Origin of the sequence: Kitasatospora aureofaciens (assembly GCF_001188955.3) — a bacterium.
Lineage (GTDB): Bacteria > Actinomycetota > Actinomycetes > Streptomycetales > Streptomycetaceae > Kitasatospora > Kitasatospora aureofaciens.
In genome coordinates this window covers 453,584-472,876 of record NZ_JPRF03000021.1, presented here as the reverse complement: position 1 = coordinate 472,876, position 19,293 = coordinate 453,584, and the positions used below count along the sequence as shown (strand labels likewise).

16 protein-coding genes and 6 pseudogenes are annotated in these 19,293 nt (G+C 69.7%); 9 read left to right on the top strand and 13 right to left on the bottom strand.

The annotated features are described in order from the left end of the window. Positions 1–223: 223 nt before the first annotated feature. From HS99_RS14750 to HS99_RS46630, 3 genes are all read right to left on the bottom strand, one after another. Positions 224–757 carry a hypothetical protein gene (locus tag HS99_RS14750; RefSeq protein WP_046385388.1) on the bottom strand — a complete coding sequence of 178 codons (534 nt, stop codon included), beginning with the start codon at positions 755–757 and terminating at the stop codon, positions 224–226. A 1,030-nt stretch (positions 758–1,787) separates the two neighbouring features. Next, positions 1,788–1,943, bottom strand: a complete 156-nt coding sequence (locus tag HS99_RS44865; protein ID WP_157881747.1) for a hypothetical protein — start codon at positions 1,941–1,943, stop codon at positions 1,788–1,790. Further along, the gene (locus tag HS99_RS46630) at positions 1,916–2,299 is read right to left on the bottom strand and encodes an NUDIX hydrolase (RefSeq protein WP_050366280.1); all 384 of its coding nucleotides are present in this window, start codon (positions 2,297–2,299) and stop codon (positions 1,916–1,918) included. The genes HS99_RS44865 and HS99_RS46630 overlap by 28 nt, the downstream gene beginning before the upstream one ends. Before the next feature lie 298 nt (positions 2,300–2,597). On the opposite strand from HS99_RS46630, the gene HS99_RS14740 reads away from it, so the two are divergent. Together HS99_RS14740 and HS99_RS46625 are read left to right on the top strand one after the other, a co-directional pair. Continuing rightward, positions 2,598–3,017: a hypothetical protein gene (locus HS99_RS14740; protein WP_030555116.1), complete on the top strand. Its 420-nt coding sequence runs from the start codon at positions 2,598–2,600 to the stop codon at positions 3,015–3,017. Between the two features lie 41 nt (positions 3,018–3,058). After that, positions 3,059–3,398 (top strand): annotated as a pseudogene (locus tag HS99_RS46625) (transposase); the annotation flags it as partial. Between the two features lie 422 nt (positions 3,399–3,820). Here HS99_RS46625 and HS99_RS48400 read toward each other — a convergent pair. After that, on the bottom strand, positions 3,821–4,480 hold the full coding sequence (locus HS99_RS48400) for a hypothetical protein (protein ID WP_030555118.1): 660 nt from the start codon (positions 4,478–4,480) through the stop codon (positions 3,821–3,823). Between the two features lie 40 nt (positions 4,481–4,520). Further along, the gene (locus HS99_RS14730) at positions 4,521–5,453 is read right to left on the bottom strand and encodes an alpha/beta hydrolase family protein (protein WP_030555120.1); all 933 of its coding nucleotides are present in this window, start codon (positions 5,451–5,453) and stop codon (positions 4,521–4,523) included. 132 nt (positions 5,454–5,585) lie between these two features. Here HS99_RS14730 and HS99_RS14725 point away from each other — a divergent pair, with 132 nt between their 5' ends. After that, the gene (locus HS99_RS14725) at positions 5,586–6,203 is read left to right on the top strand and encodes a TetR/AcrR family transcriptional regulator (protein WP_030555122.1); all 618 of its coding nucleotides are present in this window, start codon (positions 5,586–5,588) and stop codon (positions 6,201–6,203) included. A 111-nt stretch (positions 6,204–6,314) separates the two neighbouring features. On the opposite strand, the gene HS99_RS14720 is transcribed toward HS99_RS14725, so the two are convergent. The 3 genes and pseudogenes from HS99_RS14720 to HS99_RS14710 all read right to left on the bottom strand — a co-directional run bounded on the left by HS99_RS14720 (position 6,315) and on the right by HS99_RS14710 (position 8,112). Then, complete coding sequence (locus HS99_RS14720) at positions 6,315–6,734, bottom strand: hypothetical protein (RefSeq protein ID WP_030555124.1); 420 nt, start codon at positions 6,732–6,734, stop codon at positions 6,315–6,317. A gap of 413 nt (positions 6,735–7,147) precedes the next feature. Beyond that, positions 7,148–7,469, bottom strand: a pseudogene (locus HS99_RS14715) (hypothetical protein); the annotation flags it as partial. Between the two features lie 49 nt (positions 7,470–7,518). Next, positions 7,519–8,112, bottom strand: a complete 594-nt coding sequence (locus tag HS99_RS14710; protein ID WP_030555126.1) for a hypothetical protein — start codon at positions 8,110–8,112, stop codon at positions 7,519–7,521. Between the two features lie 46 nt (positions 8,113–8,158). Here HS99_RS14710 and HS99_RS14705 point away from each other — a divergent pair, with 46 nt between their 5' ends. Continuing rightward, positions 8,159–8,683 (top strand): hypothetical protein, encoded by a 525-nt coding sequence (locus tag HS99_RS14705; RefSeq protein ID WP_050366207.1) that lies wholly within the window; start codon positions 8,159–8,161, stop codon positions 8,681–8,683. A gap of 1,580 nt (positions 8,684–10,263) precedes the next feature. After that, on the top strand, positions 10,264–11,613 hold the full coding sequence (locus HS99_RS14700; RefSeq protein ID WP_046385428.1) for a M48 family metallopeptidase: 1,350 nt from the start codon (positions 10,264–10,266) through the stop codon (positions 11,611–11,613). Between the two features lie 223 nt (positions 11,614–11,836). On the opposite strand, the pseudogene HS99_RS46615 reads toward HS99_RS14700, so the two are convergent. The 4 genes and pseudogenes from HS99_RS46615 to HS99_RS14690 all read right to left on the bottom strand — a co-directional run. Beyond that, a pseudogene (locus HS99_RS46615) lies at positions 11,837–12,031 on the bottom strand (hypothetical protein); the annotation flags it as partial. A gap of 106 nt (positions 12,032–12,137) precedes the next feature. Next, positions 12,138–13,940 (bottom strand): reverse transcriptase domain-containing protein, encoded by a 1,803-nt coding sequence (locus HS99_RS14695; protein ID WP_030555132.1) that lies wholly within the window; start codon positions 13,938–13,940, stop codon positions 12,138–12,140. A gap of 535 nt (positions 13,941–14,475) precedes the next feature. Continuing rightward, positions 14,476–14,635, bottom strand: a pseudogene (locus HS99_RS41150) (IS481 family transposase); the annotation flags it as partial. Positions 14,636–14,927: 292 nt separating this feature from the next. Further along, the gene (locus tag HS99_RS14690) at positions 14,928–15,626 is read right to left on the bottom strand and encodes an SDR family NAD(P)-dependent oxidoreductase (protein ID WP_030555134.1); all 699 of its coding nucleotides are present in this window, start codon (positions 15,624–15,626) and stop codon (positions 14,928–14,930) included. Positions 15,627–15,731: 105 nt separating this feature from the next. Here HS99_RS14690 and HS99_RS14685 point away from each other — a divergent pair, with 105 nt between their 5' ends. The 4 genes and pseudogenes from HS99_RS14685 to HS99_RS14670 form a co-directional block, all read left to right on the top strand. Further along, entirely contained in the window at positions 15,732–16,610 is an 879-nt protein-coding gene (locus tag HS99_RS14685) for a helix-turn-helix transcriptional regulator (RefSeq protein ID WP_030555136.1), read from the top strand. A gap of 90 nt (positions 16,611–16,700) precedes the next feature. Then, positions 16,701–17,015 (top strand): annotated as a pseudogene (locus HS99_RS42500) (IS110 family transposase); the annotation flags it as partial. Between the two features lie 306 nt (positions 17,016–17,321). Continuing rightward, positions 17,322–17,651, top strand: coding sequence for a hypothetical protein (locus tag HS99_RS14675; protein ID WP_030555139.1), 330 nt, complete (start codon positions 17,322–17,324; stop codon positions 17,649–17,651). Between the two features lie 156 nt (positions 17,652–17,807). After that, positions 17,808–18,577: pseudogene (locus tag HS99_RS14670) on the top strand (IS110 family transposase); the annotation flags it as partial. Between the two features lie 31 nt (positions 18,578–18,608). Here HS99_RS14670 and HS99_RS14665 read toward each other — a convergent pair. Continuing rightward, on the bottom strand, positions 18,609–19,202 hold the full coding sequence (locus HS99_RS14665) for an NADPH-dependent FMN reductase (RefSeq protein ID WP_030555141.1): 594 nt from the start codon (positions 19,200–19,202) through the stop codon (positions 18,609–18,611). Positions 19,203–19,293 lie beyond the last annotated feature (91 nt).

The following is a 19,293-nucleotide window of genomic DNA, read 5'->3' as shown; positions in this document are numbered from 1 at the left end:
TGAGGGGCGCCGGTCCGCTGCCCGCTCGGGGGTTCGGACGCGGACCGGCCTGTACCAGTCTGTGCGTGCCCCCGCCGCGCTGCCGCCAGGGTTGCTCCCGGCGGGTCCAGGGGGTGTCTTCCGACCAGTACGGGCCGGGTCCGCAGGGCGGGCGTGGGGGGATGCGTTCTGCCAGGCCGGCCGGTCAAGGGACCCTGTCCTACCGGTTTGTCCGGGAGCGGGTTCATTCCTCTTGCGCGTCGCCGATGGCCACCCGCAGGTCGTGCATGCTCTGCTGGATCTCGATGACGGACGCCTCCGCCCGGCCCAGCGCTTGCCGGACACCGTCGATGTCACCGGACTGGAAGTTCAGATCGGCGTCCAGAGTGTCCGCCGCGGCGACCACGGCCATGGACGACGCCATACGGCCCGGCGACGTTTCCCCTCCTTCTTCGACCTCGTCCAGTCCCATGAGCTGGACAGTGCGCTGCAGACGGTTGGCCAGCACGTTGGCGAACAGACCAGGAGTCGCTCCCACCTGGTCGGTCCACCCGGGCAGCACTTCGGCGACATCCGTGTCCTGGTCGCTTCCCAGCCGGGTGGCAGCGGTGATCTCCAGCTCCACCACGGCCAGCAGGACACCCAGCAGCCTGCGCAAGTCATCCTGCTGAGGGCCGTCCGGCCACAGCTCCGGGTCGAGAATCGGTTCCCTCCTCAACGCCACCAAGGCCGCGTACACCTGATCAGGGCTCACCGGGTCCTCGCTCATGATGCTCACGCACCCGGCCTCGCCGCCCGGCCATGCGAGTGCACGCACCTCCCGCGCCCGTCCTCCTGCGTGCCGAGGTTTCGGGCGAGGCCTGGCGCAGCAGGGTGAGGGTGTTGGCGGGGTTGATGAGGATTCGCGAAACAAATCCCCACCCCATGCTCGGTATGCGGGACAGACCTGCTCGCTGCCGGACGGTATCGGGAGCCGCAACGCTGTCGGTGGCGTCCGGCACTATCGCGGCGTGTATACCAAGACGGCGGATGCTGGCGCCCGCCAAGGCCGGAACTTCCATGCTCTGGTCGAGGCTGGCGCTGTGTTGTACATCGCAGAGTGCGACGAGCTGGATGCCCTGAAGGTAGGTGTCACAAGCCGGGCTAGTCGCACCAGCCGGGTTCGACAACATGCTCGACACGGGTGGCGCACGACGGGCGAGACCCTTTCGACGTAGGACCGCCCTGGCCGCCGAGATGACGCCCAACGTCGAGGGCGGGACGCCGTCCTTCAGGTCCATGTGCAGCGGCGGTTGCACGACGAGCGGGCCCGCCTGGGGCGGCGCGCCCGTGATCCTGGACAGGGACGCGGGCGGGAGCTCGACCGTCGACTACGACTCCCATGTCGCCAAGGACGGCATCGAGCAGATCCACCCCGCTTACCACGTGTCCGGCGAGACCCTGGGCGCCTACCCCCTCAACACCGAGGGGGACTTCTACGGGCCCGACCTGCGCTGTGACGCGGCGGTCGGTGGCAAGGCCGGCTGCATCCTCGACCACGAGTGGTACCAGGTGATCATCACCCCGTATTGGCACCCCGCCTCAAAGCACACGGCAGGGGACGAGCGCCGCGCGAGTGGCGCTGGCGCAGGAGACACAGGCAGGGCAGGACACGGGTCGGGCCGTCCCGGCTGGCGTAGCCCGTATCAAAGACCTCGTCCAGCACGGCCCGGCTGCCCCCGCGGCCGGCACGAGCGAGCATGCGGGTGGACGGAGCCGCAGGCCTCCGGCTTTCACCCCGTGGCGCGCACCGGCAGGTGGTCAGTTGCTCAGTCGAGGTCGGCGGACGCCAGGGCCACCGCGAGCACCAGGTACGGGACGGCTTGCAGGCACTGCTCGGCCATCAGGCTCGGGTCGCACGCCGTGCCGGCGTCGTTCAGCGCCAGCAGGCCGGCACCTATGGCCGCGTCGACCGCCGCGTCCAAGACCTCGACTGACCTGCCCGCCCGCCGGCGACGGCCTGCACCAGGTGGGCGGGCAGGTGGGCGGTGAAGACCAGGCGCCGGCGCCGGAACGGCGTGGTCTCGCCCGGCCGCTCGGTCTCCTGGTCGAAGCGCAGCACCGGCGGCGCGGGCAGCACCGCCAGGTCGAGGCCGAGCTCCTCGCGCAGTTCCCGGCGCAGCGCGCCAATCGGGTCTTCGCCGTCCTCGACCAGACCGCCGGGCAGCAAGTGCTGGTGGCCGGCTTCCCGCTGGCGACGGATCAGACACACCCGGCCGTCGTGGACGAGCACCGCGCGCACCCGCACCCGGACCGGCCCGGCCACCGTGCCAGCGGTCACCGCAGGGCCCAGGTCGGGCAAGCGGGCTCGTGCCAGGTCGTCCGGACGACCAGACCGCCCGAGGTCAGGTACGTCTCCGCCCTGCTCGTCGGACTTTCCCCCGGTGCCTGCGACGACCGTTGAACATGCAGTGGGCCGACGGTAAGCAGGGCCCGAGGGGCACTGAGCGGGCGCGTCGACGTCCGGACCTGCAGATGGACGAGTTTCGCCGGAGCTCTCTCCCGTGGTGCTGACAGCGCCCGGCCCGTGCGGTATCCCCATAGCAGAGCGCTACGGGGACGCGTCGGGGGGACGAACGATGGCGGGTGCATTGCGGTTGACGGTGATGGGGGCGGTCCTGCTCCTGGGGGGCCTGCTCTGGGGCGGCATGCCGGTCGAGGCGAAGGGCGGGGACTGCGGGTCGCTCTGGTCCCACAGCAGGATCCACACGACCATGACCAGGGACGAGAACGGCATGACCATCACCAGCACGCCGGAGCCAGTGGAGTGCCCCGATGCACGCGAGCACCGGAACGTCCTGGTGATCCTGGTGATCATCATGGGTGCGGCGGCCCTGGCCGCCGGTGTCGCCGAGACGGTCCGCAAGCTGCTCCTGTGGAGCCGCTCCGTGCACCGGAGGACACCACCGGGCCCTCGGAGCGCCCCGAACCCACCGACGGCCCCGCCCCTCGGCACCGCGCCCTTCGACCCGAGGACCCCGAAGCCCCCGAACGGCTAGGTTCTGTACGGCGGACCTTGTGACCGTCGCAGCTCGTCGTACTGGGTCACAGGGCGGGAGAACTGAGCAGGGACGAATCGGAGCGGCTGAAGCCGCACCTGCCGGAGAACGGGCGGCAGGGCGGCCGGGTGGGCCGGCCAGCGACGGGTGATCAACGGGATCCCCTACCGGGCGCGCACCGGCGTGCCATGGCGGGATCTGCCCCCGTTTCGGGCCGTGGACGACGGTGTACGACCGGCATCGCCCCTGGTGTGCCGACAGTGCCTGGGACCGGATCCTGACCTCCCTGCAGGTCAAGGCAGACGCCAAGGGTTGTCTCGACTGGAGCCTACGAGCGTGGACTCCACATCGTGCCGCGCCCACCAGCACGCGGCCAGCGCCTGACGCCGAGGCTGCGCCCGGCCAGCCGCTGGCGCCACCGGCTCTCAGCGACCGCGATGTACTCGGTCGCCTGGCTCCCGCCGGGAGGGCGCACCACCGTGTAGCAGTCGGCCGGGTCCCGCGGGGTGGGAATGGCCCTTGCTCTCCACCGCGTGTGCGGTGGAGAGCAAGGGCCCCGAAATCCGCACCGGTGCACGGCCCGGTGGGCGGCCTCCCGGGCGCAGTCGGCGACGTCGCGGCGGTGACGCTGGGCGCACGCCCGCGTCGCCCCAGGAGCGGGTTCACTGTGCGCATACCGGATGGGATGGCCGAAGCCCCTCCAGACGTCGTTGTCAGCGGCCGCGATCGCCCGACGCCCCATGGACAGACGGCCCGCACCGTCTCGCTAGGGCGCATTACGGCCAGCCTCGCCCAGGCCGGGATCACCCTGCGCTGCGGGGGAGCACCCAGCCGGGCGCGATGCCGCTGAGGCCTCGCTCGACGGCCAGGCGCAGGAGGGTGAGGGCGTCGGTGGGGTTGGTGGAGAGTAGGGGGAGGTTGTCGGCGGCGTCGGCGATGGGGTGGCCGTTGATGAGGGTGATCCAGGAGTTGTTGTCGTCGTCGACCTCGGTCCAGCCGAGGAGGCGGCCGCGGCGTTCGAGGGCCTGGATGTGCGGGGCGGTGGGCCAGGTGAGGTGGACCAGGCCGTCGCCGAGGGCGTAGTCGCGGTGTGCGTCGCCCAGGCCTCGGTCGGTGGGTGCGGTCCGGCCGGTGGTCTGGCCCAGGGTGAGGTTGGGCATCGGTACCGCGGGCGTGCGGGCGGCGGTGGCCAGGGGTGCGGGGTGGGACGGCGTCGGCCAGGTGCCGGCTGGACTGGTGGAACACGTCCAGGGTGAGGTCGGCGGTGGCGAAGGTCTGCGGTCGGCCAGGGTGCCCACGACGACCCGGCCGGGCTTGCCGGGACCCTGGTGCTCGACGGCGATCCAGCCGCCGAGCGGCATGAGGTGGACGAACAGCCAGGCGTGCTCGATCTGTTCGATGCCGTCCGCTTCACGCCAGACCCGCAGGATGTCGTCGTAGGCGACCTGCGCAGGGGCGGTCATGATCCAGAACTGGGCGTGCCGGTCGGCACGAGGAGGATGGTCACTTCGAGTCGATGCTTCCCAGCGGGGCATCAGCCGCGGCCAGCGCCCGACGGGCGGTGGGCCATGCGCTCTGGTCGAGGCCCAGCGCGGTACGCAAGTACGCCAGAGTGGCCTGCTGCACGAGCGCGACACGCTCGGGGCTTTCGTCGGTGGTGCGCGTGTCGTTGGCTCCCTGGATGCCGCCGAGTCCGTGTTCCGCCCCGAACAAGGTCAGCAGATCGGTGGCGCCCGGGCTGAGCCGGTAGCCGTCGGTGAACCAGTCCGGACCGCGTACCGTCAGCGGGGACTGGTCGCGGTCGCCGGCGACCATGAGGCTGGGCGTCTTCAGCTCGGCGAAATCAGGGTTCATGAACGGGAAGTACTGGGTGGCGAGCGGGCTCAGGTCGGCGCCGCCGGTGCCGGGCAGGCACAGCAGCACGGCGGCACTGACACGGGGGTCGGCCATGCTCTCACCGGGAAGGCCGTCGGCGCCTACGACCCGTGCACCCGCGAGGGTGCTGGCGGTCTGTGCGCCCCAGGAGTGTCCGGCGACCGCGATGCGGTCGTGGTCGACGCGGCCGGCCAACCCGGGCACAGCGGCTTCGATCGTGTCGAGCTGGTCGAGGACGGCCGTGAGGTCGGCGGTACGGATGCGCCAGATGAGCGGGGAGCGCGGGTCGTCGGGGGCGAGGCCGAGGGAGTCGAGATGGGTGGGCTGGACGACCATGAACCCGCGGGCGGCCCAGTAGCCGACCAGCGGTACGTAGGCGTCCATGGTCAGGCTCATGCCATGGGAGAAGACGACGACGGGCAGGTTGCCGCCGGTGGTCGGCGCCGTGATCCGGACCTCCAGATCCTGACCGCGGTCCGGAGCGGCCAGCGAGATCGGGTTGACGGAGATGACCGGGGCGGTGAAGTCGTTGCCGCCGTCGGCGGACGTGTTGTCGCTCACGAAACGAATGCCTTTCTCGGACGAGCCCAGTGGGCCCCTGCTGCGCGGTGTCTGGCAAAATGAGAATCCGGAGCGCCGCTCCGGATCACGATACGGAGCGTCGCTCCGCTTTTCAAGCAGGAGGTGCGCACGATGTCCACGGCCGACACGCCGTCAGCATCTGCAGGACGTAAGCGAGCCGACGTACGCCGCAACGAGCAGAAGCTCCTGGACGCGGCCGCGGCCGTTTTCGTCCGCATGGGGATCGACGCCCCCGTGCGGGAGATCGCCGCGGAGTCGGGCCTCGGCATGGGCACGATCTACCGCCATTTCCCCACCCGGGCGGACCTGGTGGTGGCGGTCTTCCGGCATCAGGTCGACGCGCTCGCCGCCGCCGTCGACGCGGCGCCGACTGCCGGCACGCCGTACGAGGTCCTGCGGCAGTGGGTCCACCAATTCGTCGACTTCCTGGTCACCAAGCACGGCCTCGCCGAGGCGCTGCACTCGGACCAAGCGGGATTCGAGAGCCTGCACAACGAGTTCGTCGAGCGCCTGATGCCCGTGCTCGACCAGCTGTTGAAGGCGTCCACCGCCGCTGGATACACGCGCTCCGACGTACGGGCCTACGACTTCATGCTCGCCATCGGCAACCTGTGCATCGGAGTGGAGAACTTCCCCGACTACCAGGCCCGCCGCATGATCGACCTGCTGCTCGCCGGCCTTGCCCGGACCGCCCCGGCATCGACCGGCGAGGAGCCGGAACAGCCCTGACGCCGACCGCGGGCGGCCCGGTGCGGGCAATGAGAAGGCGCACGTCTCCCTGCCGACCGCGGCCATCCGCCTGCCAACCCAAGGGACCTCACCCTCGTCGGAGACGAGCCGTCACCAAGGGATCTCGCCTTCGTCGGAGACGCGGCGGTCCCTGAGGCGGTCGGTGCCGGCCATCGCCTTCGCCCAGATCCGCTCCGACCGGTCCGCGTCCTTCAGCAGCGCGGCCGCCGCCAGCAGGTCCGCGGCGAACTCCCGCGCCCCGGCCACCCGCGAGTGGAACGTGATCACGCGGCGCAGGTCCAGGTCCGCGACCGCCCGCAGCACCGCGACCTGCAACGCGAGGCGCAGCAGGTCCTCGTTCGAGCGCTGGGTGCGCAGGTCGGCGACGGCGGACAGGTTGAGCAGGTCGCGCAGATCCTCGTCCGTGACCACCGGGACCAGGACCCGGTAGTCGGCGAGGTAGCCGTGCTCGATCCCCTGGCCCTGGGTCCAGGCGTAGACGGTCGGGCCGCAGATGGTCTCGTCGTCCATGGAGCACAGCGCGGGGAGGGCCTGAGCAGCTCAGTGGCCCGACATCACGAGTTCAGCCTGAGTACCCCGCCCGGGAGGCCTGATCCGGCCCGTTGAAGATTTTTTTGAAACATCCTGCTGCCCTCACGACGCCATAGGGCGGATATCGCGAGGGGACAGGAGAACACAGTGGGCAAGGCTCGACGGCGGGCGGCCATGCCCGCTTCACGTATCACGAGCTGCGGGAGCGTCGCCTCGGCGCGCCCACCGGGAAGGACGGCGGCCCCATCGGTGAGCCGCCAGCAGAACTGCTGACTCCAGAGACACCGATCCAACACGCGAGCCGAGCCCAGCCCGGCAAGGCGATCGTGATCGAGGAGCGGGTGCTCACCCGTGCCGAGCGATTGCTTGGCCACGTTCCCGGGAGAAGCCCCGTCCACCGAAAATGCCGACCAGGCCAGCCCGAAGCGCCACATCGGCAACCACCGACTTCGGCTTCGCCGCGCCCGGGGCCTCGGGCCGCATCCCCGGTTCACCCGGATCCCGCAGGTCCTCCGAGGAGCCGAGGTCTGCAACACCACCGTCGGTCGGGGCCAGCACCTCGCCGACCCGGTAGCGGGCGATGACCCACTCCTTCCAGTCCCGCTCGGCCACGGCCAGCTCAGCCTGGATACCGTCGGCCTCCTCCAGCAACTCGTCCACACGACGGCGAACAGCGAGTTCTCGCTGTTCCAGCAACCCCACGACCGACGGCATCTGCGGCCTCCACCTTCTCTGCACCAATGGGAGCGGCGGCCAGCAGGTTTTATGTGGTGGGCGTGGCCGTAGGCGCGTGGACTTCCAGGACGACAGCCGTTCCGGCGACGGTCCGGTCCTCGTGCATGGCGATCGTTTGGCCGGACTGAAGGTGACGCCACTGCGAGGGGTCGAGGGGCGCGAGTCGGACCGAGGCTCGCTCGCCGGGCCCCAGGAAGGGTGTGGATTCGACCCAGAGGGCCGCGATGTTGAGGGTCGGTTCGCCGGTCGGGGTTCGGTTTCCGATGTTCCACATCGGCCGGAGAACGCCAGCTCCGGAGAAGGGGATCTGCCGTCGGCTCTCGCTGGCCGGTCGGAGGGTGAGGTCAGCTCGGATGATCCCGTTGCGAGTTTCGTAGCAGCGCCAGTGGCACCATGCCGCGCTGTTCTTCAGCTGCATGTGCTCGGCGGCCGTGGCGAGGGTCTCCCAGAAGCTGAGCGGGAGCGGGTGGACGTCGCCGAGTTCCTCCAGAAGCCCAAGGGCCACTTCCCACTCATCGTGGGTGAGGTAGTCCCAGACGTCGTTGATCGTGATGTCGTTTTCGGTGGCGATCTCTTCGGGGACCAGCAGGGAGGCTGCTTCCAGCAGCTTGGGGACGTCCATGCCCTGATTCTGGACCACGGTGCCTGGCCGCGGCTGGGGGTGCCCGATGACGACGATCGAGCAGCCGGCGACGCTGGCGGCGTTCGGACCGATCTGGGCCGTGCTGGCAGTCGGTCACAATGTCGCGGATCGCGTCTTTGGGCAGAGCGACCACCAGGCGGCGAACAAGAGTACGCCGAAGTCGGAGGACGTGGCTGCCGGGGCGAATCCGCGCCGGGGCTGGGCCGCGTGTCTGGCCCACGTCGGCCAGTACCACATGGTCATGGCCGCGGTTCTCGGCCTGGTGTGGCTCTTCGTCCCGTTTCATCTGTCGGTGACCGGGGTGGCCGCCGGGTTCGCGTGGTCGGCGGCCACCTATGCCGTGCTGGACCGGCGGTGGCCGGCGCGCCGGCTGTTGCAGCACACCGGCTCGCCGGTCTTCGCCGAGCTGCGGACGGCTGGGCTCAACGGGATGTACTTGGCCGATCTTCTCTGCACCAACGGCAGGGCTGCTCTCACGCTTCGATGCGAAGCCAAGTGTCGCCAGCGCGAAGCCACAGGAGACCGTCACGACCCTGACCGCAGCGCATGACCACCCGTCCGGGCACTCGAATCCTGCGCCGCTCGGTCACACTCCAGGTTTCACCATCCAGCTCAGCTCGCACCACTTCGGTTGACCGCTGGTTGTGAACGCGCTTGGTCAGGACTGCTCGACGGCCGCGCACGGCGAACCCGTCCGGGTCACCTACGGGGCTGCGCCAACTGGTCACCTCACCGGTCGACGGGGTGATCCGCGTCAAGAACGTGCCTCCCCGCCGACTGCCGGAATACCAGATCAGCCAGACCCGGTCCCCCTCGGTGGCAGCGGTGCATCCCTCCAAAGGCACGTCAGGAAGGCGGCCTCCCGGGGCCCAGGTTGCCTGACCTTCGGCACTCCAACCGGCAAGACCGGCTGCAGACTCCGGATGCCCTCCGTAGATGCCTTCGTCTCCGTAAGCCGTCCAGATCGATCCCCCGCGATCGGTCACCAGAGCAGGGATGTCGTCGCCGATGCAGAAGTTGGTCTCTTGGTCACCACTTTCCAGAGAAAACACCACGGCGTTCGGGCTCCACGCTCCCGACTCCTCCTTGCCCGCTCGACCGCTTGCTATGAGGAGTCGGGATTTCGGGAGAAGAGCGATGTGGCTTGGCCTGACCGGCACGTCCTTGATCGGTCGACGTTGAAGTGACCCATCAGCCTGGCGAATCACGAGCACCCCATCGAATGGGACCTGCGGGCCCCATCCCACCCACCCCTTTACGTAGCGGCTTCGGCGTAGGTACTGCCGATGGACGAGCAGAACAGCCAGCTCCCCCGTCGGGCCAACCGTCCACCACAGAGGGCGTCGTCCCGCCCATAGTTCCGTTACAGACGGCTTCCAGACTCTCTGCACGTCGACCGTCGACACCACGTCCCCCTGCTCTCGGCCACACCACCCGAACGTAAGCGCTGATGAGAGGAGTCTATTCATGCCAGAACAAGACACGGCCCCAGCGGCGCCCGGCTGCCCCGCGGTGAGTTCACGGACGCTATTCCGCACAGCCGAATATCCCAACCTGCCGATACTGTTGCAGCGCACCGGCTCGCCAGCCTTCGCCGAGCTATGGAAGTCTCGGTCAAACCCGGCGCGGTTCACACCGGCCATCCCGGCGCATACAGGGCTCTCATCCAGACCGCGGAAAACCCACTACTTCTCACGCCATCCCGCAACTCTCAACCGACCACCAAAACACGCAGGTCAAACGACCCAAGGCACCCGGTCGACAACACCACCAGAACCAGGCCCACCCCCGAACCCGATCCCACCACGAACCGGTCCGTCTCAACCAACCCATGAACCCCCAGCCGACCAACACCCACCACTGAACAACCGACCCGCCACACCCTGCACGCCTGGACCGCCGAGGCGGTCCGACAGAGGAAGACGGGCGAGCCGTCGAACACCCCGCAAGCCGACGGCAGTCCACCGACACGGTCACCGCGGACCGTACCTGGCCGTCGGGGAGAGCCCGGCCGTCGCCGAGATGCTCACCGCCGTCCTGGCCAGGGGCAGCCCGAAGGGGAACGGGCATGGTCACGATACGAATAACCCCTCTGCCCATCGGCGCTCCGGCCCGCCATCATGATCAACCGTGTCGACCTACCCCGAGCCGCCCGCCGCGGCGTCCGCCGACAGGCCCGTCCACGGTTCGCCGTGCCCGCGCTGTGCCGTCCCCCTGACCGACGACCCGCGCTTCCTCGTCTGGTGCCCGGCCTGCGACTGGAACCTCGTTCCCGACGAAGACGCCGCCCCCGGGCCCACTCGGCGCGAGCGGGCCGCGGCCGCCCGCACCGACCGGCTCTACGAGGAGCAGGCCGCCGGGGGCCACTCCCCCACCGCCCGCCGGGACTGGCTGCTGGCCTCCGCCGCGGCCGGGGTGATCCACCTCGTCACCGTCGGCACCTTCGCCCTGGCGCTCTGGCTGCTGATCACCGGGACCGTCGTGCAGCGCTGCGTCGGCGCGGTGGTGCTGGTGATCGCGGTGACCCTGCGGCCCCGGCTCGGCCGGCTGCCGAAGGACGTGGGCGTGCTCGACCGGGCCGGGGCGCCGGCCCTGTACGGTCTGGCCGACCGGGTGGCCGCCGAGGTCGGCGCCCGCCCGGTGGACGTCATCCAGGTCACCGACGAGTTCAACGCCTCGTACGGGCTGGTCGGGCTGCGCCGCCGGTCAGTGCTGCGGATCGGCCTGCCGCTGTGGGAGGTACTGGACGACCGGGAGCGGACAGCCCTGCTCGGCCACGAGTTCGGCCACCGGGTCAACGGCGACCGCCGGCGCTCGTTCTGGCTGTACAGCGCCGTCTCGGCGCTCTGGGCCTGGTACGACATGGCCCGCCCGGGCCACGACGGGCCGGTCGCAGGCCGGGACGAGGTCTCGATGCTGGTGCGGCTCGGCGCGGTGTTCGGCCGGCTGGTGCTGCGGGGCGTCGCCTGGGTGCTCTACCAGGGGCTGGTGCTGTTCGACCGGCTCACTTCCCGGGCCGGCCAGCAGGCCGAGTACCACTCGGACGTGCTCGCCGGCCGGGTAGCGGGCGGCGAGGCGGCCCGGGGCATGCTCGCGGCGCTGCTGCTGCCCGGCTCGGTGGACACCGCGATCCACCGAGTCCGGGCCGAGGAACGGGGACGGCCCCGGATCGGCCGGTCCCGGAGCCGCCGGACCGAGGACGCGCCCGCGCCACCCGCGCCGGACCTGCTCTGGGAGCGGGTGCGCGAGCACCTCGCCTCCGTCCCCGCCGTCGAGCGGGAGCGCCTGCTGCGGCTCAGTGCCCGTGACCGGTCCGCCGTGGACGGCTCCCACCCGCCGACCCACCTGCGGATCGCCCTGGCCGCCCGCGCCGGGGACGGGGACGCCGCCGTCACCGTCACCGCCGCCGAAAGCGCCTCGATCACCGCCGAACTGGCACCACACCGCGCCCGGATCGCCGCCGAACTGCTGGCCGGCTGACGAAGCAGGCCCGCGCCGGAGCGCCGACCGCCCTCCTGACCACCAACCACAAGCGCCGGCCGGGACAGCGAACTGTCCCGGCCGGCCCCCTTGTCACGCCTTCTCTTCGGGTCACCAGTCCATGCGAGGGCCGGTGTAGCCGTCCCTATAGGCGTCGGCGGCCAGCTCGTCCGGATCCCGGCGGCCAACGAACGGCGTCCCGGCCGCAAACCGGGCCGGGCCCTTACTGACACACCGCTCGCGGTTGCGGCCCGGCGCTGCACCTCGTCCCACCGCTCCGGCAGGTCGTGGCCCGCGTCGCCGTGGCGGTGTGTCCGCGGTGGTGATTGTAGGTGTGCAGCCAGTCGGTGAAGGCGTCGCGGCGTTCCTGCTCGGTTCGGTAGGGCCTGGCGTAGGCCCACTCGTCGAGCAGGGTGCGGGTAGGGTCGGCCGAGCGGCGAGGTGCCTGCCAGTGCAGGCCCTTTTCCGCTCGGCCTCCCTCCGAACCGGACTGGCCCGTTTCCGAGCATCCGGCTCTCCAGTGACTACTGCGTGAGCGTCGGGCTCGGCTTCCCGATGTGGATCCGCTCGTGGCAGGCGCCGCAGACCACGAGGGCCTTCCGCCGGCGCTTGGCCATGAGGTTCGCCCAATCGGGGGATGGCCCGTCAAGTCGGGCGAGGTCGTTCAGTGACCTGATGTGGTGAACCTCCACCTCACCAGTCTGTTCACAAACCTCGCACCGATTTCCCTGGAGTCGACGGATCAACTCCTTTTGCGGGTAGACGGGGCCGGTCAGACGGTCGGTCAACTCGGCCGTCTTCTGCCGCTTCAGGGGAATCCCTCCGAACCGTGCAACCAGTTCCTTCCTGTTGTCGCGAGGCATGCGCGCCTCGAAACAAATGCGCGGCCCGTGCGGGGTGTTGATCTTGGCCTTGAAGCGGGCCGCCATCTTCGACACCGTTGAGCCGTGCTTCCTTGCGAGGGTCCTGAGCATCGCTGTTTCCATGACCCATCGCAGCCTGTGAAGTCGGAAGACGTCACCGGCCATCAGGTAGTACTGGACGACTCCCCGGTACTCGACGGCAAACTTACCGACGATGACGTAGTCGGTTTCATTCACCAGAGAGTTCTGGCACGCGGGTTTCCCGCCTGCCATATACGGGGAGCATTTGGCCTTGATCACTGTTTTGGGCACGTGCAGAGTGATCGCCCCGTTGAGGGAACGGCGGTTTCGCCGGTCCGTCCCGGAGGGGCGCCGCGTTCTGCGGTCCGTGCTCGCCGTCGCGATCTCATAGCCGAGGAATCTCGCCCTGCCTGTTCGGGCATGGGTGATCAGCGTTTTGTCCTGTGACAGCTCCAGCTTGAGATCTTCACGCAGGAACGTCGCTAGACGCTGTTTGATTTCCTCGGCCTCGGCCTTTGGTCCGACGAACCCGAGAAGGGTGTCGTCGGCATACCGCACGTACCGCAGCCGCCGGTAGCCGGGATCATAAGGGTCCTGGCTGGGCAAGCTGTGCAGCCGCCGGTAGAGAGACCGAACCTCGGCCCGGTCGCCCTTTCGTCGGGCTCGTGCGATTGCCGATTCCACCCTGCGGTATTCCGAGCTGCGAGCTCGGAGACCGCCTCGGGTGTATTTAGGGATTAGCTCCTTCTCAACAAACGTGTCCAGTTTATGCAGGTAGATGTTGGACAGGATCGGTGAGGCCACGCCGCCCTGCGGGGCTCCGCTGAGCGTCGTGTGCCAGATCCAGTCCTCCAGGTATCCGGCTGTCAGCATGTTCCGCACCAGCCGCAGGAACCGGTTGTCGTGGACGTTCTCGCCCAGGGCCCGGAGCAGGACCCCGTGGTCCAGGCTTCCGAAGCAGTCGGCGATGTCGCCCTCGATGAACCAGGTCGTCCCCGTCCAGGTGTTGGCCACTTCGCGCAGTGCGGTGTGGCATCCCCTCCGGGGACGGAATCCGTGGGATCGGCCAGAGAAAGTCGGGTCGTGGTACGCCTCCAATAGGAGACGCACCACCTCGCCAACTAGCTTGTCCGACCAAGCGGGCAGGCCGAGAGGGCGAGTTTTCCCGCTCCGTTTCTTAGGGATATGAACTCGCCTCACCGGACGGAATCGATAGCGTTCGTGACGCATCGCATCGATGATGCGATTGATCCGTCCCATCGACATGCCGTCCACGGTCTCCTGCGTGGCCCCTGGTGTCATCGCCCCCTTGTTGGAGTAGATGCGTCCATAGGCCAGCAGATACAACTGCGGGTTGAACATCTGTCGATACAGTTCCCCACACGGCAGACCGCGCCTGCCGCGCTCACGCAGGACACCCAGCACCGTTTCGGCGCTCTGCATTTCGCATACCTCCCCGCCCTAGGGTGTCCGATCACCTGGCCCCCTTCGCCCGATGCGGACGGCTTTCCCGTCCTCCTTGGCCGGCCGTAACTCCGGCGACTACTACGGGGCCTCCGTCGCCATGGGGCTCGCGCCCGTTAGGCGATCCCACGTTCGTCTCTGTCGCACGTTCTAGCGTGACGTAGGCGCCCCATTCATCTCCTTAAATGCCCTCACTGGGCATCGCTCCTGTCCCCGAGAGTTGCGGATTCCGTTCAACGCGGCCTCCGCAGGGACGGCACCGGTTTCAGGCGTCTTTCCGGTGGATGTGAACTTCCATCTCCTGGAGATTGGGATTCAAGCAATCAAGCCTTCGCCATATCACGCGGGCCTTCCCGGCACACCGTCCCTTACGCCTGGACCCGGCTGCCGGTTTCCTGGCATGCTCTTGTCCCCTTCACCTTTCGGATTCGGGTAAGCCATTAGGCCCAGGAACCTCCTCCCGATTTCCTCCCGGCTATGCCGGGGATACGACAGAGCGCCTCGTGGCGCACTTGAAGCGTTCGACCTTGCCGTTGGTCTGCGGGCGGTAGGGGCGGGTGCGCTTGTGGGCGATGCCCTCGGCGGCGAGGGCATCGCGCCAGATGTGTGAGCGGTAGCAGGCGCCGTTGTCCGGTCAGCACCCGCTGGACCGTGATCCCGGCCCGGGTGAAGAACGGCCCGTCCGCCACCTCGCGAGTGGCGGACGGGCCGTCGCCGGTAGGGACTGAGTGCGTCGGCGCAGCAAGGTCGGTTCGGCCGTTCTGCGCTTTTGGGGCCCGGACGCGACGGCGGAGGGCACCGGGTCCGAGGCGGTGGAGGGCACTGGATGCGGGACGGTGGAGGTAGGGGCGACGGTAGGGGTGGGATGAGCCTCCGCTAACTTGAAGAAGCAGGTCAAAGGGCTGGCGTGACAGTCGCCCGGGGTTCTCACGCTGGTCGGAGGCGGCAGTCTCCGGGCCGCCGGTGTCAGGACCAGGCGATCTCGCCATGGCGGTCGACGAAGCGTCCGGTGCCGGCACCGGGCCCCTCGGTGGCGAGGACGACGATCGCGTCCGTGCCCTCGGTGACGGTCTGGGAGCCGCTGTGACCGTTGATGTCGGTCGCGGTGTAGCCGGGGTCGGCGGCGTTGACGCGCATGCCCTTGAGACCCTTGGCGTACTGCGTGGTCAACATCGTCAGCGCCGCCTTCGAGGAGGCGTACAGCGGCACGGCGACGAGCGACTCGGTTCGGCCGGGGTCGTGGGTGAAGGCGAGGGAGCCCATGCCGCTGCTGACGTTGATGATCACGGGGTCGTCCGAACGGCGTAGCAGCGGCAGGAACGCGGTGGTGGTGCGGACGACGCCGACGACGTTGACGTCGAGGACGGCGCGGGCGTCGGCGGCGGTGAGGTCGCCGGGATCACCGAAGGGACCCTGTACCCCCGCGTTGTTGATCAGGACGTCGATCCTGCCCTCGCGCTCGGCGACGTCCGCGGCGGCGGCGGCCACGGACGCGTCGTCGGTCACGTCGATCGGGACGAAGCGTGCGCCCAGCGCGGCGGCCGCCTCCTCACCCCGCTCGCGGTCGCGGGCTCCCAGGAGAACGGTGTGGCCGCAGGCGATGAGGCGGCGGGCGGTCTCGCGGCCGATGCCCTTGTTGGCTCCGGTGATGAAAGTGATCGTCATGCCGTCGATGGTTGCCTCGGCGAGGGAGCTGGACCAGAGACGCTTCGACGGTGGGAAGACCAGTACCACCCTTGCGTCCCCACAGGCGATCGGGGATGCCGGAGGATGGAGAGCATGACGACGACACCTCCGGGGGCCGGGCTGGGCGCGATGATCCGCACCTGGCGAAACCGGCTGCCCCCGTCGGCCGCCGGGGTGTCGGTCGTCCGCAAGCGCCGGGCGGTCGGGCTGCGGCGCGAGGAACTGGCCGACCTGGCCGGGGTGTCGGTCGACTACGTCGTGCGCCTGGAGCAGGGGCGGGCCACGACACCCTCGGTGTCGGTGGTGGCGTCCCTGGCACGCGCCCTCCAGCTGTCCACCGCCGAGCGGGACCACCTCTACCGGCTGGCCCAGATCGTGCCGCCGGCCGACGGCACGATCTGCGACCATCTCCCGCCGGGCATGCAGCGCGTGCTCGTCCGCCTCGGAGACGTACCGGTTGCCGTGTTCGCCGCGGACTGGCAACTGGTGTGGTGGAACCACGGGTGGGCCGCCCTGCTGGGAGACCCCTCGGTCGCGCCGCCGCGGATGCGCAACTTCGCCCGCGACAGGTTCCCGGTGGGCGCCGATCACACCCCCCTCGTGATGTGGCCGGTCACCGAGACGGACCCCGACACCACCGACGCCGCCCTCGTCTCCGACCTGCGCCACGCCACCGGCCGCTTCCCCCGGGACAGTCGCCTGGCCGCGCTGGTACGCGACCTGAACGCAGGCAACGAGAGGTTCGCCGAGTTGTGGGCGAAGGGAGAGGTGACCGCGAACCGCGAGGTCCGCAAGACGGTCGACCACCCGTCGGTGGGCCCGGTCACGGTGGACTGCGATGTCCTGACCGACGGCGACACCGAGCTCAAGATCGTCATCATGACCGCCGCGCCGGGCAGCGAGGACGAGACCAAACTCCAGCTCACCACCGTCGTCGGCCCACCGGCCGGCACACGCAACTGATCCGCCCCGCGCGTCGGCCGACCGACGCCTCACAGTCCCCTGATAAGACCCACCGAGGCTCCGTCCGGCAGACTCGGTGTCCGGTACGAGTTGCCGTTCGTTGGGGACGACTGGGCCCAGGACCACCACGACGTCGAGCTGATGGACGCCATGGGCCGTCGGCTGTCCAAAGCTCGGCTGCCGGAAGACGTGGCCGGGATCGAGCGCCTGCACGCGATGATCGGTGCCGAGCTCGGCGAGGACAGCAAGGCCGAGGTGGTGATCGGGATCGAGACCGATCGGGGTCCGTGGGTGCAGCCGCTGATCGCCGCGGGCTACACGGTGTATGCGGTCAACCCGCTGCAGGCTTCGCGGTATCGGGAGCGTCTGGCGGTGTCGGGGGCCAAGAGTGACACGGCCGACGCTGCAACGACCGGATCATCGACGCCCTGATCGCCCAAGCCTTCTCCGCACTTCGGATCTCCCCCGGAGCCAGGGACTACTACGAGCAACAACGGGCCCGCGGCATCGAGTTAAACGCAGCCCTGCGCCAACTCGCCAACCGCCTCGTCGGCATCCTGCACGGCTGCCTGAAAACCGGTAACACCGTACGACGAGGCGACAGCCCGGTCCCACCGGGCCCACGCACTCGCCGCTTGACACTCCGGCTCGTGGGTCTGTCATGGCCCCCTGCGATGATCACCGGTAGGGCCGACAGAACCGGAGCAGACCATGGCCGAGCTGATAGAGCAGGGCGTTGCACGGGTGGCCGAGAAGATCACGGCAACCGCCCCCCAAGGATGGGCGGAGGCAGTGCAGGTCAGCACCCAAGGCCCGTACGGCCTGGGCATCTCCACTCGCTACACCGTCCCCGGTGCGAAGCCGCAGGCGACCTCGGCGACCCAGTCGATCCAGCTGGCCGGAACCTTCCAGGACCTGGAGGAGGTGACGGCGGCGGTGGGCGCGACCCGCGGCTGGGAGCGCACCAGGCTGGAGATACGGTGCCGGCCGTCCGGGGAGTTCGATGGGGGGTGGTGTCACCGGGCCCGGAGCACCGTGTGACCGCTGATGAGAGGCCTGACCGGCACCCGGCCGAGCGCAACGCCCGGCCGCTGACGGGTGCCGGGTCTGCGTAACGAGGAGGCGCGCGAACGGTGCCGACGGGCGAGGCCGGGACGGACGAGCGACCTTCGGGGTTCGGTTTTCGACACGAGTGACATCGCGGTCTTCCTCGGCCTGGACGTCGGCAAGGGCGACCACCACGGCCACGGCCTGACCACAGCCGGCAAGACCGTCTTCGACAAGCGACTGCCCAACGGCGAACCGAAACTGCGGGCCGTCTTCGACAAGCTCACCGCCAAGTTCGGCCACGTCCTGGTCATCGTCGACCAGCCCGCCTCGATCGGCGCCCTGCCACTCGCCGTGGCACGCGACGCCGGCTGCGAGGTCGCCTACCTGCCGGCCTGGCCATGCGCCGCACCGCCGACCTCTACCCCGGCGAAGCCAAGACCGACGCCCGCGACGCCCACGTGATCGCGGACGCCGCCCGCACCATGCCCCACACCCTGCGTGCCCTCGAACTCGCCGACGCGACCGCAGCCCAGCTCACCGTCCTGACCGGCTTCGACCAGGACCTCGCCGCCGAGGCCACCCGCACCAGCAACCGCCTGCGCGGCCTGCTCACCCAGTTACACCCCTCCCTCGAACGCGTCCTCGGCCCGCGCCTCGACCACCCCGCCGTCACCCACCTACTCGAACAGCACGGCTCCCCGGCCGCCCTGCGCGAAGCCGGCCGACGAAGACTCGTGACCCTGATACGGCCCAAGGCCCCGCGCATGGCCGAACGCCTCGTGGACGAGATCTTCGACGCACTCGACGAACAGACCGTCGTCGTCCCGGGCACCACCACCCTGGACGTGGTGGTGCCCTCCCTGGCCCGCTCGCTTGCCGCCGTCCACGAACAGCGCCGAGCCGTCGAAGCCCAGATCGGCGAATCTGTGCGGCGGGCGGCGGTGACGGTCACCGGGCGCTTTGCGCCCTGGACGTCGCGAGGGCGCGCATGGTGGCGAACTCGACGACCTGCGCCGCCATTTCCTCCAGCTGTCCCTGGACGTGGGCGTCCATGCAGGCCCCGGCGGGTGAGAAGCGCGCCGCCGACGTGTTGATCGCGGCACCCAGCGGCGTGGGCCAGCCGCGCAGCGCGTGGGTCACGTCGCGCAGCGCGGCCAGTGTCGAGACGGCGCCCTGCCAGCCGTTGGCGACCGCCACGCATCCCACGGCCCGCTCGCTGAAGTAGGGCCGTATGTCCTCGCTCAGTTCCTCGACGTGGTCCAGGGCGTTCTTCACCAGGCCGGATATCCCGCCGTGGTAGGCGGGGCTGGCGAGCACGAGGGCGTCGGCGCCGGCGACGGCTGCCAGGAGCCGTCGGGCCTGCGGTGCGGTGGCACCGTGCCGGGGGTCGTACAGCGGCATGGCCAGGGCGGGGCCGCTGATCAGCTGCACTGCCGCGCCGCGTCGTTGCGCCGCGTCCAGTACCACCCGCAGGGCCTTCTCGGCGGTTGATCCGGGTCGGCTCGAACCGCCGACACCGACCACGTTCACGATCTGGTCCATGGAGTTGCGCCTCCTTCTCTTTCGGCTGCCTGAGGGTGTTCGCGGTGCGGTCCTCGGGGTGGTGCGGGTCCCGTGCGGGTCCGTACTGCGC